Consider the following 13,705-nt stretch of genomic DNA (forward strand, 5'->3'; position numbering starts at 1 on the left):
GTTGGGGGGTGGGCGTGGGACTGTGACGCGTAACTACGAATCACTCGTAGTTACGCGTCACAGTCCCCTGGCCGTCCCCCGCGGGAGCCGTCAGCAGCCCTGCCAGAGCCGCGTCATCACCCGCACCCCGAACCGCAGCCCCTCCAGCGGGACCCGCTCGTCCACGCCGTGGAACAGGCGGCCGTAGTCCAGGTCGGCGGGCAGCTTCAGGCCCTTGAAGCCGAAGCAGCGGATGCCGAGGTGGGTGAAGGCCTTCGCGTCGGTGCCGCCCGGGTTGCAGTAGGGGACCGGGTGGCCGTCCGGGTCCTCGGCGCGTACGGCGGCGCACATGGCGTCCACCAGTGGGCCGTCGAAGGTCGTCTCCATCGCGATGTCGTGGTTGACCCACTCGCGGGAGACGGACGGCAGGAGCAGCTCGTCGATGGCGTCGATCAGCTCCTGCTCGTGGCCGGGCAGGAAGCGGCCGTCGACGCGGGCCGTCGCCTTTCCGGGGATGACGTTGGTCTGGTAGCCGGCCGTGAACATGGTGGGGTTCGCCGAGTTGCGGAGCACCACCTGCATGAAGTCCGCGACGTGGCCGAGCTTGGCCAGCTCCGCGTCCAGGTCCTCGGCCTCGAAGTCGAGCTCCACGCCCTGGAGGGCGGCGGCCTCGGCGAGCAGGGCGCGGACCGGCTCGATCAGGCGGATGGGGAACGTGTGGCGGCCGATGCGGGTGAGGGACTCGGCGAGGTCCGTCACCGCGTTCTCGTCGTTGGGGGAGGAGCCGTGGCCCGCCCGCCCGTTCGCCGTCAGTTCCATCCAGGCCATGCCGCGCTGGGCGTTCTCGATCGGGTAGAGGCGGCGGGTGTCGTCGAGGGCGTAGCTGAATCCGCCGCCCTCGCCGATCGCCTCCGTCACGCCCTCGAAGAGGTCCGGGCGGTGCTCGACCAGCCAGTGCGCGCCGAACTTGCCGCCCGCCTCCTCGTCCGCGAGGAACGCGAGGACCAGGTCGCGGGACGGCTTGGTGCCCGTACGTGCGAAGTGGCGGGCGGTGGCCAGCATGACGGCCACCGTGTCCTTCATGTCGATCGCGCCGCGGCCCCACAGGTAGCCGTCGCGGATCTCGCCGGAGAAGGGAGGCACCTGCCATTCGGTCGCGTCCGCCGGGACCACGTCCAGGTGGCCGTGGACGAGGAGGGCGCCCCGGGTGCGGTCCGTGCCCTCGATGCGGGCGATGACGCTCGCCCGGCCCGGCGCGCTCTCCACGAACTCGGACTTGATGCCGACCTCGGCCAGCTTGTCCTCGACCCAGCGGGCGCAGGCCTGTTCGTCGCTCGTCGGGTTGGAGGTGTCGAAGCGGATCAACTCGGCGCAGAGTTCGACGACTTCGCGCTGTGCGTCCTCGGAGGCGAGGGTGGCTGGGGTGGTCATGCCGCTCCTACGGGGGTGTGGTTGGCCTGGGCGGGGAGCGTGTCCTCGTCGTCGGTCAGGGTCGTGGTGCCGTACGTCCTGATCCAGCCGAGCAGCCCGAGGACGGTGTAGAGGACGAACGCGGTGGCCAGGGAGTTCAGGGCCGGGATGCCGCCGTCGTAGAACTTGCCGACGCAGAAGGCGGCGGCCCAGATCACGAGGGACAGGGGGACCCAGGTCGGGGACGTGGTGGGCAGGGTGCCCGCCTCGCGCGTCTCGTCGAGTGGCTTGCGCATCTTGCGGACCACCCAGTACTCGGCGACCACGATGCCTCCGATGGGCGGGATGGCCACGCCGAGCACGGAGAGGAACTCCGTGAAGTGGGTCATGATGCCGACCGCGGAGAGGGCGGTGCCCGCGATGCCGAGGCCGATGGTGACGGCGCCGCGGTGCAGGCGCTTCTTGAAGACGACCTGGAAGAAGTTGACGACGCCGAGCGAGGAGCCGTACAGGTTCCAGTCGTTGATCTTCGCGGTCGACATCAGGACGACGAGGACGCCGAAGACGCCGGACGTGGAGAGCACGATCTGCGAGACCTGGTCGCTCCTGACCATGTGGCCGAGGAGCACGCCCGTCAGGCCCACGATGTACTCGGAGAGGATCATCGAGGACGCCGTCTGCAGGAAGACGTGGCTGCCCTTCTTGTTGTAGCGGGTCATCTCGGGCGCGACGATCGCGCCGGTCATGTAGCCGCCCGCGATGGCGGTCGCGGCGACCGAGAGCGGGATGGCCTGGCCGGGCGGCGGGGAGCTGAGCAGGTCTGCGATGGAGTGGTCGGAGAGCGCGTCGATGACGGACCAGGCGACCATCGCGAAGAAGAGGGGCGTGACGATCTTCGCGAAGATCGCCATGTAGCGGAAGCCGAACATCACCAGGACCGTGATGGCCAGACCCGCGACGATGCACCACAGCCACGACGGGCCGCCGACGAGCGACGAGACGCTGTCGCCGAAGATCGTGTTCTGGACGCCGAACCAGCCGACGAGGCTGATCGCGATGATGAAGCTGACGAGGGCGGAGCCGTTGCGGCCGAAGCCGGCCCAGCGGGTCAGCAGCGGCGTCGCGAGACCCTCGCGCATGCCTGCCATGCCGATCAGGAAGATCACGACTTCGAGGATGACCGCGCCGAGCGTGAAGGCGAGGAAGGCGTCGCCGAAGGTCATGCCGACGCCGATGGTGGCGCCCAGGGTGAACTGCGAGATGGAGCCGGACTGGGCGAGCCACTGGAGCAGCATCGTCCAGAAGCCGAGCCGCTTGTCCTTCGGAACTCTGGACAGCGCGTAGTCGTCGCTGCCCACGCTCTTCGTGGTGGTGGCCATGGCGTCACGACTCCGTAGGTGCGTTGCCGAGGGTCTGCAGGTGGGCGAGCGAGCCGTAGCGGCTCACGAGGGCGTCGAACTCCTCGGCGTCGTGGAAGTCGAGGCGACCGCCGCCGAAGGCCTTCGCGGTCTCGACGGCGAACCGGGCGGCGGCCGCGATGTCGGTCTCGTGGCTGGCGCCGGTCTGGCAGCCGGGGACCGCCGAGGCCGAGGTGACCGCGAGGCCGACGACCGGGGCGGCGGTCGCCGTGGCCGGCTGAAGGATCGAATTGATGTGATGTGCCCCGTTACCGTACGGCGTGATGTCCTGCGTGGTCACGGGGTACGTGACCAACGGCTCACCGGTGACGACGGCGAGCAGCTCGCCCAGCTCCTCGCTGACCCGCAGCACCCACCCCTCCTTGACGGTGGGGGACAGGGCGAGGCCCTTGTGGTTGATGATGCGGTTGCCCTTGGTGGTGTCGATGGAGAGCACGGCCTCCATGTCGTCCGTCACCTCGTGCCGGTTCATCGTCGCGATGTCGACCGGCGAATCCATGAACGGCACCGGGTCGTGCGGCGCGGTCGGGGCGTCCGGGCAGATGTGCGTGGCGACGACCACGTCACCGTCGAGCACGTCGCCGCGTCGGCGCATGTCGAGGAGCTTGGCGGCCGTGGCGAGCGCGGCGGCGGCGCCGTCCGCGTCGGAGACGAGCCCGGTCATCTCGGGCCGGGCGCCGACCCCGCCGAGGCGGCCGACGACGCCGAGCGTGCGGGCGCTGCCGCCGCGGCTGCGGCCCTTCGCGCCGGGGATCCGGGCGAGCACGAAGTCGGTGGACCCGCGCTCGCCGTCGACCGTGGTCACCTCGGCTCCGGAGCCCTCCGGGCCCGCGACAGAGTCGAGATACGCGACGGCGCGCTTGCCGTCGGCGTCGGGGTCGTCCAGCAGATCGACGACATCGAGGACGTACTTCAACATGCGGGGTCCCTCTCGCTGCTCCGTGCCCGGTCGCGATTTACACCGGTACTGACAGCAGATTCGGGATCGGATAGCGTTGTCGGCAAGCATTTCCCGTTATTTGCAATACAGGTCTGGATGGTGAGATGGCGTGCCGGAGATCCCGCTCGACCGGAAGACCCCGGCCGGCGCGCTACAGACCGTCGACCGGGCCCTCCTCGTGCTGCTCGCGTTCGAGCGGACGCGGCCGGACTGGGGAGTGACGGAGGTCGCCACCGAGTTCGGCTGGGACACGTCGGTCGCGCAGCGGCTGCTCTCGACCCTGGCCGGGCGCGGCTTCCTCGTCTCGGACCCTGTGACCCGGCGCTATCGGATCGGGCCCGCCGTACTCAGGCTGGGCAGGCTGTGGGAGCGCTCGGGATCCCTTGAGCTGCTGGCGGGTCCGGTCCTGGAGGAGTTGCGGGCGGCGACCGGTGACACGGTCCTGTTCTGTCTGCCCGACAGCTTCCACATGCGCTGCGTCGCGGCGGTCGAGGGCGAGGAAGGGCCCCTGCGCTACTACCCGTTGGTGGGCGAGCTGTACCCGGCGCACGCGGGCGCGACGAGCAAGTCGTACTACGCGTTCCTGCCCGACGAGCAGCGCCACCGGCTGTTCCGCGGCCGCCCCATGGCCCGCTTCACCGAGCGCACGGTGACCGACGCGGACGAGCTGGAGCGCGAGTTCCTCGCGGTCCGCGCCCAGGGGTACGCGTGGACGGTCGGCGAGTACGACGCCGGGATCGGTACGGTCGCCGTGCCCGTCTTCCTCGGTCGCGAGCCCTACGGGAGCCTCAGTCTCGGCGCCGCGAAGGAGCGCTTCCCCGACGGTCCCGGCGACCGTCTCGACGCCCTGCGCAAGGCCGCCCACCTCCTGGAGCGGCGCCTGACGCACCCGCCGCAGCCCGCGCGCCGCACCCGCGCGGCCACCAACTGACCTTTGTGCACAGCCTGTTGATTACGTTGATCGGAGCGACCCCGTCGTGAACCTTCTGCTGCTCTCCAACTCCACCCAGCACGGCCAGGGTTACCTGGAGCACGCGCTGGACACCGTCACCGGCTTCCTGCCGGCGCGGGCCCGCCTCGCGTTCGTGCCGTACGCGCTCGCCGACCACGACGCGTACACGGCGAAGGTGCGCGGTGCGCTGGAGGGGGCGGGGATCGAGGTGCGGGGCGTGCACGAGGGCGGCGATCCGCTCGCCCAACTCGCCGCGGGGGACGCGGTGTTCATCGGCGGCGGCAACTCGTTCCGGCTGCTGAGCGCGCTGTACCGCACGGGCCTGCGGGAGGCCGTGACGGGGGCGGTCCGTGCGGGCCTGCCGTACATGGGCGCCAGCGCCGGCACCAACATGGCCGCGCCCACCCTCCGTACGACCAACGACATGCCGATCGTGCAGCCGCCGTCCTTCGAGACGCTGGGCCTGGTCCCGTTCCAGATCAACCCGCACTACCTGGACCCGGACCCGTCCTCCACCCACAAGGGCGAGACCCGCGAGCAGCGCCTCACCGAGTTCCTGGAGGAGAACGACGTGCCGGTGCTCGGCCTGCGGGAGGGCTCGTGGCTGCGGGTTTCCGGGGACCGGGCGTCGGTGGCGGGCGCGCACCAGGCGCGGCTGTTCCGGCGGGGTGCGGAGCCGCAGGAGCTGGCGGCGGGCTCCGACGTGTCCGAACTTCTGGGTGTGGAGGCGCGGTTCGACGTGGGGTGCTGACGGCTCCTACGGGACTTCCGGCAGCTTCAGCCACTCCTGCCAGCTGATGTCGCGGCCGATGAGGCGCGGCTGGCGGAACGGCCACTCGGCGGCGATCCACTCCGGCACGAACGCGTCGAGCGCCCGCTCCTCGGCGCCCCCGGCGAGGTCGTCGACCACCCACCACGAGATCTCCCCGTCGGCGCCGGTGCGCTCGGGCGGGTCGATGTAGACGCAGCCGAGGAGTGCGGTCTCCTCCGCGTTCAGCAGGGCGTAGTTGAACGACTGGTGGGCCGCGATCTCCTTCTCGTGCCGCAGCAGGTCGACGCGGTCCGCCTCGTACGTCATGGTCTCCGCGGGCCAGCCCCACGCCGGGCCGAAGATCTCCCACAGGCGCTCGCGCGAGCCCATCACGGCGGGGTAGTCGATCGCGGCGTCCGCTTCCCGGATCGGCCGCAGGTGGAGGGCGGTTCCGGGAACGGGTGTGTGGGTGGGGTGGACGAAGTCGTGCGGCAGCCAGCTCATGGGCGGTGAGATTAGCGGGGTGCCTCCGGCGTGTCCCCCGAGTTTCCGCTAGACCCGTCCGCCGACGACGCCCGCCACGAAGGCGCGGAATGCGCTTGGCGTGATCCGGAGGTGGTTGAGGTCCGGGTCCTTGGAGTCGCGGATGGCGACGGTTCCGGTGCCGGTGGCGCACTCCAGGCAGTCGCCAGTGGTGCCGCTGTAGCTGGACTTGCGCCAGACGGCGCCGTCCAGAGGGGCGCACTCGATGCACTCGCCCCCCGTGTTGCCGCTGTAACTGGACTTACGCCACTGGGCGTTGGCCAGGTCCCGGGTGCTGCCCATAACGGTCCTCCAGTACGAGCTTGATCAGTGCCGCCGATTCCTCCACGGAGAGGGCGGTGGCCTGCAAGCTAGCGTAACGAAGGGTCGCTTCCCGAATGGTTTCCGGGTTGGCGGTCATGTGCCCCTGCACGAAATCCTCGGTGTAGACGAGGTCGGGGTCCTCGTCGAATCGGAGCAACGTGAACGATCCCGCCAGGCTTGCGTGTTCGCCAACCCGGAACGGCAACACCTGGAGCTGCGCCAACCGTTCACGCTGGACGTCCAACAGATGGTGCAGTTGTTTTCGCATCGCCGCCCTGCCGCCCACCGGGCGGTGCAGCACCGCCTCGTCGAGGATCACCAGGCCCAGCGGCGGCTGCTCGCGCCGCAGGATGCGCTGGCGCTCCATTCGCGCCGCGAGCAACTCGTCAAGCTTGGCGGGCCGCCCCGTGGCCAAGACGGCCCGCGCGTACTCCTCCGTCTGCAACAGCCCATACACCAGCTGGCACTGGAACGTGGAGATGTACGTGGCCCGCGCCTCCATCTCGGCGTACGCCTGAAACCAGGTCGGAAGTTGGCTTCGCAGGACCAGGCCCACCAGGCCCGAGAAGAAGCCGTCCGTGCCCAGCGCCGCGTCCACCCGCTCGCTGAAGTCACGCGTCGGCACCTTCTTGGCGCACTCGATCTGGCCGATCAACGACCCCGTACAGAAGACGCAGTCGCCCAACTGGCCCAGCTTCAGGCCCGCGTCCTCTCTTCGGCGACGCAGTTCGAACCCGTAGTAGTCGAGCGGCGAGGCGCCGGGGTCGAGGTCACGGCGGATGTTCGGCACGGGCGGTCACCCCAGACGTGCAACGCCTCGCGGCGTTTCGATCACGACGTAGCCGAGAGTAATCGAACCGTCCCACGCTGGTGACATGAATCACGCAACTGACGCCCCGGACGCGGGACTTGCCGAGTTCTACGGTTTCGGCCTCACCGTGGGTGAGCACAGCGCCCGGCACCTGCGCCGCATCCTGCGGATCCACCTCGAGGTGTGGGAGCTGGGGGAGCTCGCCGACGACGCCGAACTCGCGCTGACCGAGCTGATCGCCAACGTCGTCCGCCATGTGCCGGGACGGAGCTGCACCGTGCGGATGATGCGGGCGGACGCCGGGGTGCGGGTCGAGGTGGCAGACGCCCACCCCGTGCTGCCCGAACCGCGGGACCGCCGTGAATGCGCCGAGTCGGGCCGGGGTCTTGCCATCGTGGCGGCCGTGGTCGACCGGTGGGGCGTGGTGCCGCACCGGGCGCCCCGGGGCGGGAAGACCGTCTGGTTCGAGTGCCACGCGAAGAGGGCGCGCCACGCACCCGCGTGACGCGCCCTCCGCCGAAGCTGCCCGTCGGCCCGGCGCCCCGCCTACCGCACCGACTCCGCCAGCGCCTCCAGCGCCAGGTCCACCCGCACCGGACGGTTCTCGCCGTGGTGGGTGGCGGCCGAGGCGCGCGGGGCGTGGCCGGAGGCGGTGGTCGCGAGGACGTAGGAGCCGCCCGCCGGGACGTCGAGGGCGTAGCCGCCCTCCGTGTCCGTGAGGGCCGAGCCCGCCTGGCGGCCGCGGCGGTCGATCAGGGTGACCTTGGCGCGGGGCACGGGAAGGCCCGCCGGGTCGAGGACGCGGCCGTGGAACCGGGCGGCGAGGGCCTCCTCCACGCGTTCCAGGACCGTGTCCTCCTCGCTGCTGGCGCGGAGCTGGACCGTGGGCTTCTTGCGGCCCGGCAGGCCGAACGCGAGCAGCACGCCGACCGCGACCGCGGCCGTGGCGATGAGGAAGGAGACGCGGAAGCCGTGCATCGTCGGGACGGCGGCGCCGTGCACCTGGTTCGCCGTGTTGGCCAGGACCATGCCGATGACCGCGGAGGACACCGACGTACCGATGGAGCGCATCAGGGTGTTGAGGCCGGTGGCCGCACCCGTCTCGGACGCGTCCACCGCGCCGATGATCAGGGCCGGCAGCGAGGAGTAGGCGAGGCCGATGCCCGCGCCGATCAGGACCGAGATGATGATGGTCTGCCAGGCGGCGCTCATCAGGCCGAGGCCCGCGCCGTAGCCGATCGCGATGATCAGCAGGCCGAGCAGCAGGGTGACCTTCGGGCCGAACTGGGCGGACAGCCGGGCGTAGAGGGGCGCCATCAGCATCATCGTCAGGCCGAGCGGCGCGACGCACAGGCCCGCGACGACCATCGACTGGCCGAGGCCGTAGCCCGTGGCGGACGGCAGCTGGAGCAGCTGGGGGAGGACGAGCGAGATCGCGTAGAAGGCGACGCCGACCATGATCGAGGCGAGGTTCGTGAGCAGGACCTCACGGCGGGCCGTCGTGCGCAGGTCGACCAGCGGGGCCTTCAGGCGCAGTTCCATCGCGCCCCAGGCGAGGAGGACGACGAGCGCGGCGGCGAACAGGCCGAGCGTCGTGCCCGAACTCCAGCCCCAGTCGCTGCCCTTGGTGATGGGCAGGAGGAAGAGGATCAGGCCGAGGGTGAGGCCGAAGGCGCCCACGATGTCGAAGGAGCCCTGCGCGCGCAGCGGGCTCTCCGGGACGAAGAAGAGGGTGAGGGCGATCGCGACGACGCCGAGACCCGCCGCGCCGAAGAACAGCGCGTGCCAGTCGGCGTGCTGGGCGACGAGCGCCGCCACCGGGAGGGCGAGTCCGCCGCCGACGCCGATGGACGAGGACATCAGGGCCATCGCCGAGCCGAGCTTCTCGCGCGGCAGCATGTCGCGCATCAGGCCGATGCCGAGCGGAATGGCGCCCATGGCGAAGCCCTGCAGCGCGCGGCCCACGATCATGACGAGCAGGTTGTCCGTGAAGCCGCAGACCAGGGAGCCGAGCACCATGATGGCGAGGCTGGTGAGCAGCATCCGGCGCTTGCCGGCCAGGTCACCGAGGCGGCCCATGATGGGGGTCGCGACGGCGCCCGCGAGAAGGGTCGAGGTCATGACCCAGGTCGCGTTGGAGGGGGCGGTGTTCAGCAGCTCGGGCAGGTCCTTGATCACCGGCACGAGCAGCGTCTGCATGACCGCCACGGTGATGCCGGCGAAGGCGAGGACGGGGACGACGCCGCCTGAAGGGCGGGCTTGAGTCGTCGGCTGGGACATGAAGGAAGGCCTCCGGAAGGCGGTCTCGGTCCACGTACTGAGACGTGACTCTTGGGACGGCGAACGCGCGCCGCCGGGGTCGGGGCGCGCGCTGTGCGGTCGGTATGCGGTGGTGTGCGGGCGGTCTTGCGGCAGGTTGTGTGTATGTCGAACCGGTTGGCTGGGGCGACTATTCCGACGTTCGTCGTACGAGCGGGATCCTTTACCTCTTCATTACGTCACCGCTCGGTGAACGGTCGTCTCCGAAGTTCCTGACCCAGTGTCAGATTTGGTCTTCCGGTCTACTGGAACGTGTTCTACCGTGCGCCGCATGGGCATCGCCATCACGCAGGAACAGCGGGAACTCGCGGACGCCGTGCGCGGTTGGATCGCGCGCGCCGTACCGCCCGACGAGGTGCGCAAGCTGCTCGACGCCCCGGCCGCCCCCGGCCACCGCCCCTCCCACTGGGACGGTCTCGCCGGGCAGGGCCTCCTCGGGGTGCACCTCCCCGAGTCGTACGGCGGCGGGGGCGGGACCCTCCTCGATCTCGCGGTGGTCGTGGAAGAGGCGGGGCGCGCGGCGCTGCCCGGGCCGTTCGCCGGCAGCGTGCTCGCCGCCGAAGTGCTGCGCAGGGCCGGACGGCGCGAGCTCACCCGTGCCCTCGCCGAAGGGGAGCGGATCGGCGCGGTCGCGTTCGGGCCCGGCGGGCTCAGCGCCGTCGCGGGCCCCGACGGACTCGTGCTCGACGGGGCAGCGCCGCCCGTCCTCACCGGCGCCGACGCCGATCTGCTGGTACTCGCGGCGGAGAGCGCCGAGGGCGTGGTGTGGTTCGCCGTCGACGCCGAGAGCCCCGGGCTCACCGTCCGCGCGCACGAGAGCGGGGACCCCACCCGGCCCACCGCGGAGGTCACGGCGAGCGGAGTGGCCGTCCCCACCGACCGGATCCTGACGAGCCTCGGCGCCACCGTCGTACGCGACCTCGCCTGCGTACTGCTCGCCGCCGACGCCTGCGGCACCGCGGCCTGGGCGCTGCACGCCGCGGCTGAACACGCCAAGGTGCGCGAGCAGTTCGGGCGGCCCATCGGGCAGTTCCAGGGCGTCAAGCACCTGTGCGCCGACATGCTGGTGCGGGTGGAACAGGCCGCCGCGCTCACGTGGGACGCCGCGCGGGCCCTGGAGGACGACAGCCCCGGCGATGTGCGCGGGCTCGTCGCCGCGCTCGCCGCGGGAACCGCGCTCGACGCCGCGTACACCTGCGCCAAGGACTGCATCCAGGTCCTCGGCGGCATCGGTTTCACCTGGGAGCACGACGCCCACCTCTATCTGCGCCGAGCCGTCGTCGCCCGCCAACTGCTCGGCGCGGGGGACGCGCACCGGCTGCGCGCCGTACGGCTCGCCGAATCCGGCGTGCGTCGCGAGCTGCGATTCGAGCTGCCCGCCGAGGCGGACGCGCACCGGGACGCGGCCCGAAGCGTCATCGAGGGGGCGCGAGGACTCGACCCGAAGGCCGCACGCCGTGCCCTCGCACCCACCGGCTACGCGGCGCCGCACCTTCCGCCCCCGTACGGGCTCGGCGCCGGGCCCGTCCAACAGCTCGCCGTGCAGCAGGAGTTGAAGGCGGCCGGGGTGAAGCTCAGCGACCTCGGCATCGCCACGTGGGTCGTGCCCTCCCTCATCTCCTACGGCACCCAGGAGCAGCGCGACCGCCATCTCCCGGCGACCCTGCGCGGCGAGACGCTGTGGTGCCAGCTGTTCTCGGAGCCGGGGGCCGGATCCGACCTCGCCTCGCTGCGTACGCGGGCGGAGCGGATGCCCGACGGGCGGTGGCGGATCAACGGGCAGAAGGTGTGGACGAGCGCCGCGCAGTGGGCGGACCACGGCATCCTGCTCGCCCGGACCGACCCGGACGCGCCCAAGCACAAGGGCCTCACCTACTTCGTCCTCGACATGAAGAACACCGACGGCATCGACATCCGGCCGTTGCGCGAGATCACCGGGGACTCCCTCTTCAACGAGGTGTACTTCGATGACGTCGTGCTGCCGGCGGACGCCGTGGTCGGTGAGGTCGACGACGGCTGGCGGGTCGCCCGGCACACGCTCGGCAATGAACGGGTGCACATGGCCGACCAGTTGACGTTCGACACGGGTCTGGAGGCGCTGCTCGCGCGGTCCGGTGACCTGGACGGCGCGTACCGGGCGAGGATCGGCGCGCTCGCCGCGGAGGCGCACGCGCTCGGCTGTATCGGCCTGCGTACGACCATGCTCCAGGTCGCGGGCGCGGAACCGGGAGCGGGCGCCTCGGTCAGGAAGCTGGTGCAGACCCCGCACCAGCAGAAGGTCGCGGAACTCGCCCTCGAACTCCTGGGCCCGGCAGGCGCGTTGCGCGAGGGCCCAGGAGAGCGGGCCCTCCACGGCTTTCTGCTGTCCCGCTGCCTGACGATCGCGGGCGGGACGACTCAGGTGCAGCTCAACGTCGTGGCGGAGCGGATTCTTGGTCTGCCCCGTGACTGACGTCGTCGGCCGATGACAGCTCCGGGTGGGCGTTCTTGCCCGGAACGGTCTTCACGAACTTCAGGCCGACCACGCAGAGGATGATCCCGGCGAGGAAGACGACCTTCAGCGGCTTGGCCGCCTCGTCGCCCGTCACCATCGCGTAGGTCACGGTCAGTGCGGCCCCGATGCCGATCCACACCGCGTAGGCGACGCTGATCGGGATCTTCTTCATCGCGTAGGCGAGGCCGGACATCGAGATGATCAGTCCGACGACGAAGATGATCGTCGGGCCGGTTTCGGAGAAGTTCTTGGAGTGCCCGAGCGCGGTGGCCCAGACGGCCTCGAAGACGCCGCTGAGGACGAGGATTCCCCATGCCATGGTCAGCTCACCGCCTTCAGGCCCACGACGCAGCCGATCAGGCCGACCAGCAGCAGGCTCTTCGCGGGTGTCGCCTTCTCCTGGCCGCGCACGATCGCGTACAGGGCGGTCAGTACGGCGCCGATGCCGACCCACACGGCGTACGAGGTGCCGGTCGGCAGCTCGTGCATGGCATGGGCCAGGCCTGCCATGGAGCCGGTCAGGGCGACGATGAAGATCACGGTGGGGACGGGGCGCTTCAGGCCGTGGGACGCGCCCAGCGCGGAGGCCCACACCGCCTCGAGGACCCCGGAGAGAATCAGAACAACCCACGGCACGACGGACTCACCTTCCAAGGCAGTCTTGTCGCTCAGCGGGTACTGCTCCCTCGTCCGCGAGCCCTTGATGAGGGCTTGATTTCTGTATAGCAAGCTTCGTGCGAAGGGGCAAACGCCAGGTAAAGGGGGCTGCGAGCGCCCGGCCCGTAGGGTCGCCCCGTGGAGCTGAAACACCTCACCGGATTCGTGGCCGTCGCCGAGGAGCTGCACTTCGGCCGCGCCGCCGAGCGCCTGCACATCGCCCAGTCGCCGCTCAGCCAGCAGATCAAGCTGCTCGAACGCGATCTGGGCGTGAAGCTCTTCGACCGCACCACCCGCACCGTCCGCCTCACTTCCGCGGGGCAGGCGCTCGTCGAGCCGGCCCGGAAACTGCTCGCGGACGCCGCCGCCGTGCACCGGACGGTGCGGGCCGCGCACCTGGGCGAGGTCGGCCGGGTATCGGTCGGCTTCGCCGGGGCCAGCAGCTACGCGGCGCTGCCCCTGCTCACCCGCGCCGTCACCTCCCGACTGCCCGGCATCGAGCTGGTGCTGGAGGGGCAGACCTACAGCGGCGAGGCGCTGCGCCGGATCACCGACGGCACCCTCGACATCGGCTTCGTGGCACTGCCGGTGCGGCGCGGCATCACCGCCCGCGTCGTCCGCATGGAGCGCCTCGTCCTCGCCCTGCCCGACAGCCACCCGCTCGCGGACCACGCCGAGATCCCCGTGCGCGCGCTCGCCGACGAACCCGTCGTCACCTTCCCGCTCTCCCGCGAGTCCGCGGTGCGGGACGCCATGACGCAGGCGTGCCACGACGCCGGGTTCGCGCCCCGGATCGCGCAGGAGGCCCCGGACGCGTACACCATGCTGGCGCTCGTCGGCGCGGGCGTCGGCGTCGCGGTCGTCGTCGAGTCGGCGCGCGACATCCACCTGGAACATGTGGTGTTCAGGCCGCTGGCCGGGGGAGAGGCGCCGGTCCTGCCGATCGCGCTCGGCTGGCGCAGCGGCAACCCTTCGGCGGCGTTGCAGGCGGTGCTGCGGGTGGCGCGGGACGTGCTGCCGACGCCGGAGCCAGGGAGCTGATTGCGCGCGATCGCCGCTCAGTTCGCCCCGGAATTGGTCTTGGACAGTACCTAATGCGCAGGGGCAGAGTGATCCGCGTATCGCGAC

At 71.0% G+C, this 13,705-nt stretch carries 14 protein-coding genes and 1 riboswitch; of the genes, 5 read left to right on the forward strand and 9 right to left on the reverse strand.

What is annotated here, in order from left to right:
* Positions 1–90: 90 nt before the first annotated feature.
* From ACWD2L_RS33345 to ACWD2L_RS33355, 3 genes are read right to left on the reverse strand one after another with little or no spacing between them, the layout of a single operon-like run.
* Positions 91–1,410: a M20/M25/M40 family metallo-hydrolase gene (locus tag ACWD2L_RS33345; protein WP_351337978.1), complete on the reverse strand. Its 1,320-nt coding sequence runs from the start codon at positions 1,408–1,410 to the stop codon at positions 91–93.
* Entirely contained in the window at positions 1,407–2,768 is a 1,362-nt protein-coding gene (locus ACWD2L_RS33350) for a cytosine permease (RefSeq protein WP_351337975.1), read from the reverse strand. The genes ACWD2L_RS33345 and ACWD2L_RS33350 overlap by 4 nt, the downstream gene beginning before the upstream one ends.
* 4 nt (positions 2,769–2,772) lie before the next feature.
* On the reverse strand, positions 2,773–3,726 hold the full coding sequence (locus ACWD2L_RS33355) for a DUF1177 domain-containing protein (RefSeq protein WP_351337972.1): 954 nt from the start codon (positions 3,724–3,726) through the stop codon (positions 2,773–2,775).
* 130 nt (positions 3,727–3,856) lie between these two features.
* Between ACWD2L_RS33355 and ACWD2L_RS33360 the strand changes: the two genes are divergently transcribed.
* Both ACWD2L_RS33360 and pepE read left to right on the forward strand, forming a co-directional pair.
* Positions 3,857–4,678 carry an IclR family transcriptional regulator gene (locus ACWD2L_RS33360; protein WP_351337969.1) on the forward strand — a complete coding sequence of 274 codons (822 nt, stop codon included), beginning with the start codon at positions 3,857–3,859 and terminating at the stop codon, positions 4,676–4,678.
* Between the two features lie 46 nt (positions 4,679–4,724).
* On the forward strand, positions 4,725–5,450 hold the full coding sequence (gene pepE, locus ACWD2L_RS33365; protein WP_351337966.1) for a dipeptidase PepE: 726 nt from the start codon (positions 4,725–4,727) through the stop codon (positions 5,448–5,450).
* Positions 5,451–5,456: 6 nt separating this feature from the next.
* Here the strand turns inward: pepE and ACWD2L_RS33370 are convergent, their stop codons facing one another.
* The 3 genes from ACWD2L_RS33370 to ACWD2L_RS33380 are packed head-to-tail and all read right to left on the reverse strand — an operon-like array spanning position 5,457 to position 7,086.
* Positions 5,457–5,954 (reverse strand): GNAT family N-acetyltransferase, encoded by a 498-nt coding sequence (locus ACWD2L_RS33370; RefSeq protein WP_351337964.1) that lies wholly within the window; start codon positions 5,952–5,954, stop codon positions 5,457–5,459.
* 48 nt (positions 5,955–6,002) lie between these two features.
* On the reverse strand, positions 6,003–6,275 hold the full coding sequence (locus tag ACWD2L_RS33375; protein ID WP_351337961.1) for a DUF397 domain-containing protein: 273 nt from the start codon (positions 6,273–6,275) through the stop codon (positions 6,003–6,005).
* Positions 6,235–7,086, reverse strand: a complete 852-nt coding sequence (locus tag ACWD2L_RS33380; RefSeq protein WP_351337960.1) for a helix-turn-helix domain-containing protein — start codon at positions 7,084–7,086, stop codon at positions 6,235–6,237. The genes ACWD2L_RS33375 and ACWD2L_RS33380 overlap by 41 nt, the downstream gene beginning before the upstream one ends.
* 85 nt (positions 7,087–7,171) lie before the next feature.
* Between ACWD2L_RS33380 and ACWD2L_RS33385 the strand changes: the two genes are divergently transcribed.
* Complete coding sequence (locus ACWD2L_RS33385; RefSeq protein WP_351337957.1) at positions 7,172–7,612, forward strand: ATP-binding protein; 441 nt, start codon at positions 7,172–7,174, stop codon at positions 7,610–7,612.
* 41 nt (positions 7,613–7,653) lie between these two features.
* Here ACWD2L_RS33385 and ACWD2L_RS33390 read toward each other — a convergent pair whose 3' ends face one another.
* Positions 7,654–9,387, reverse strand: a complete 1,734-nt coding sequence (locus ACWD2L_RS33390) for an MFS transporter (RefSeq protein WP_351337954.1) — start codon at positions 9,385–9,387, stop codon at positions 7,654–7,656.
* Positions 9,388–9,697: 310 nt separating this feature from the next.
* Here ACWD2L_RS33390 and ACWD2L_RS33395 point away from each other — a divergent pair, with 310 nt between their 5' ends.
* On the forward strand, positions 9,698–11,878 hold the full coding sequence (locus ACWD2L_RS33395; RefSeq protein WP_351337952.1) for an acyl-CoA dehydrogenase: 2,181 nt from the start codon (positions 9,698–9,700) through the stop codon (positions 11,876–11,878).
* Here ACWD2L_RS33395 and ACWD2L_RS33400 read toward each other — a convergent pair.
* Complete coding sequence (locus tag ACWD2L_RS33400) at positions 11,835–12,239, reverse strand: DMT family transporter (protein ID WP_351337949.1); 405 nt, start codon at positions 12,237–12,239, stop codon at positions 11,835–11,837. The genes ACWD2L_RS33395 and ACWD2L_RS33400 overlap by 44 nt on opposite strands.
* 2 nt (positions 12,240–12,241) lie before the next feature.
* Complete coding sequence (locus ACWD2L_RS33405; protein WP_351337946.1) at positions 12,242–12,556, reverse strand: DMT family transporter; 315 nt, start codon at positions 12,554–12,556, stop codon at positions 12,242–12,244.
* A 14-nt stretch (positions 12,557–12,570) separates the two neighbouring features.
* Positions 12,571–12,636, reverse strand: a riboswitch (guanidine-III (ykkC-III) riboswitch).
* Positions 12,637–12,715: 79 nt separating this feature from the next.
* On the opposite strand from ACWD2L_RS33405, the gene ACWD2L_RS33410 reads away from it, so the two are divergent.
* Positions 12,716–13,618, forward strand: a complete 903-nt coding sequence (locus ACWD2L_RS33410; protein WP_351337943.1) for a LysR substrate-binding domain-containing protein — start codon at positions 12,716–12,718, stop codon at positions 13,616–13,618.
* Positions 13,619–13,705: the final 87 nt, after the last annotated feature.

Source organism: Streptomyces sp. NPDC002754 (genome assembly GCF_053592315.1).

Coding starts and splice junctions, on each gene's coding strand:
- ACWD2L_RS33345 (WP_351337978.1), bottom strand. CDS start 1,410: ATGACCACCCCAGCCACCCTCGCCTCCGAGGACGCACAGCGCGAAGTC.
- ACWD2L_RS33350 (WP_351337975.1), bottom strand. CDS start 2,768: ATGGCCACCACCACGAAGAGCGTGGGCAGCGACGACTACGCGCTGTCC.
- ACWD2L_RS33355 (WP_351337972.1), bottom strand. CDS start 3,726: ATGTTGAAGTACGTCCTCGATGTCGTCGATCTGCTGGACGACCCCGAC.
- ACWD2L_RS33370 (WP_351337964.1), bottom strand. CDS start 5,954: ATGAGCTGGCTGCCGCACGACTTCGTCCACCCCACCCACACACCCGTT.
- ACWD2L_RS33375 (WP_351337961.1), bottom strand. CDS start 6,275: ATGGGCAGCACCCGGGACCTGGCCAACGCCCAGTGGCGTAAGTCCAGT.
- ACWD2L_RS33385 (WP_351337957.1), top strand. CDS start 7,172: ATGAATCACGCAACTGACGCCCCGGACGCGGGACTTGCCGAGTTCTAC.
- ACWD2L_RS33390 (WP_351337954.1), bottom strand. CDS start 9,387: ATGTCCCAGCCGACGACTCAAGCCCGCCCTTCAGGCGGCGTCGTCCCC.
- ACWD2L_RS33395 (WP_351337952.1), top strand. CDS start 9,698: ATGGGCATCGCCATCACGCAGGAACAGCGGGAACTCGCGGACGCCGTG.
- ACWD2L_RS33400 (WP_351337949.1), bottom strand. CDS start 12,239: ATGGCATGGGGAATCCTCGTCCTCAGCGGCGTCTTCGAGGCCGTCTGG.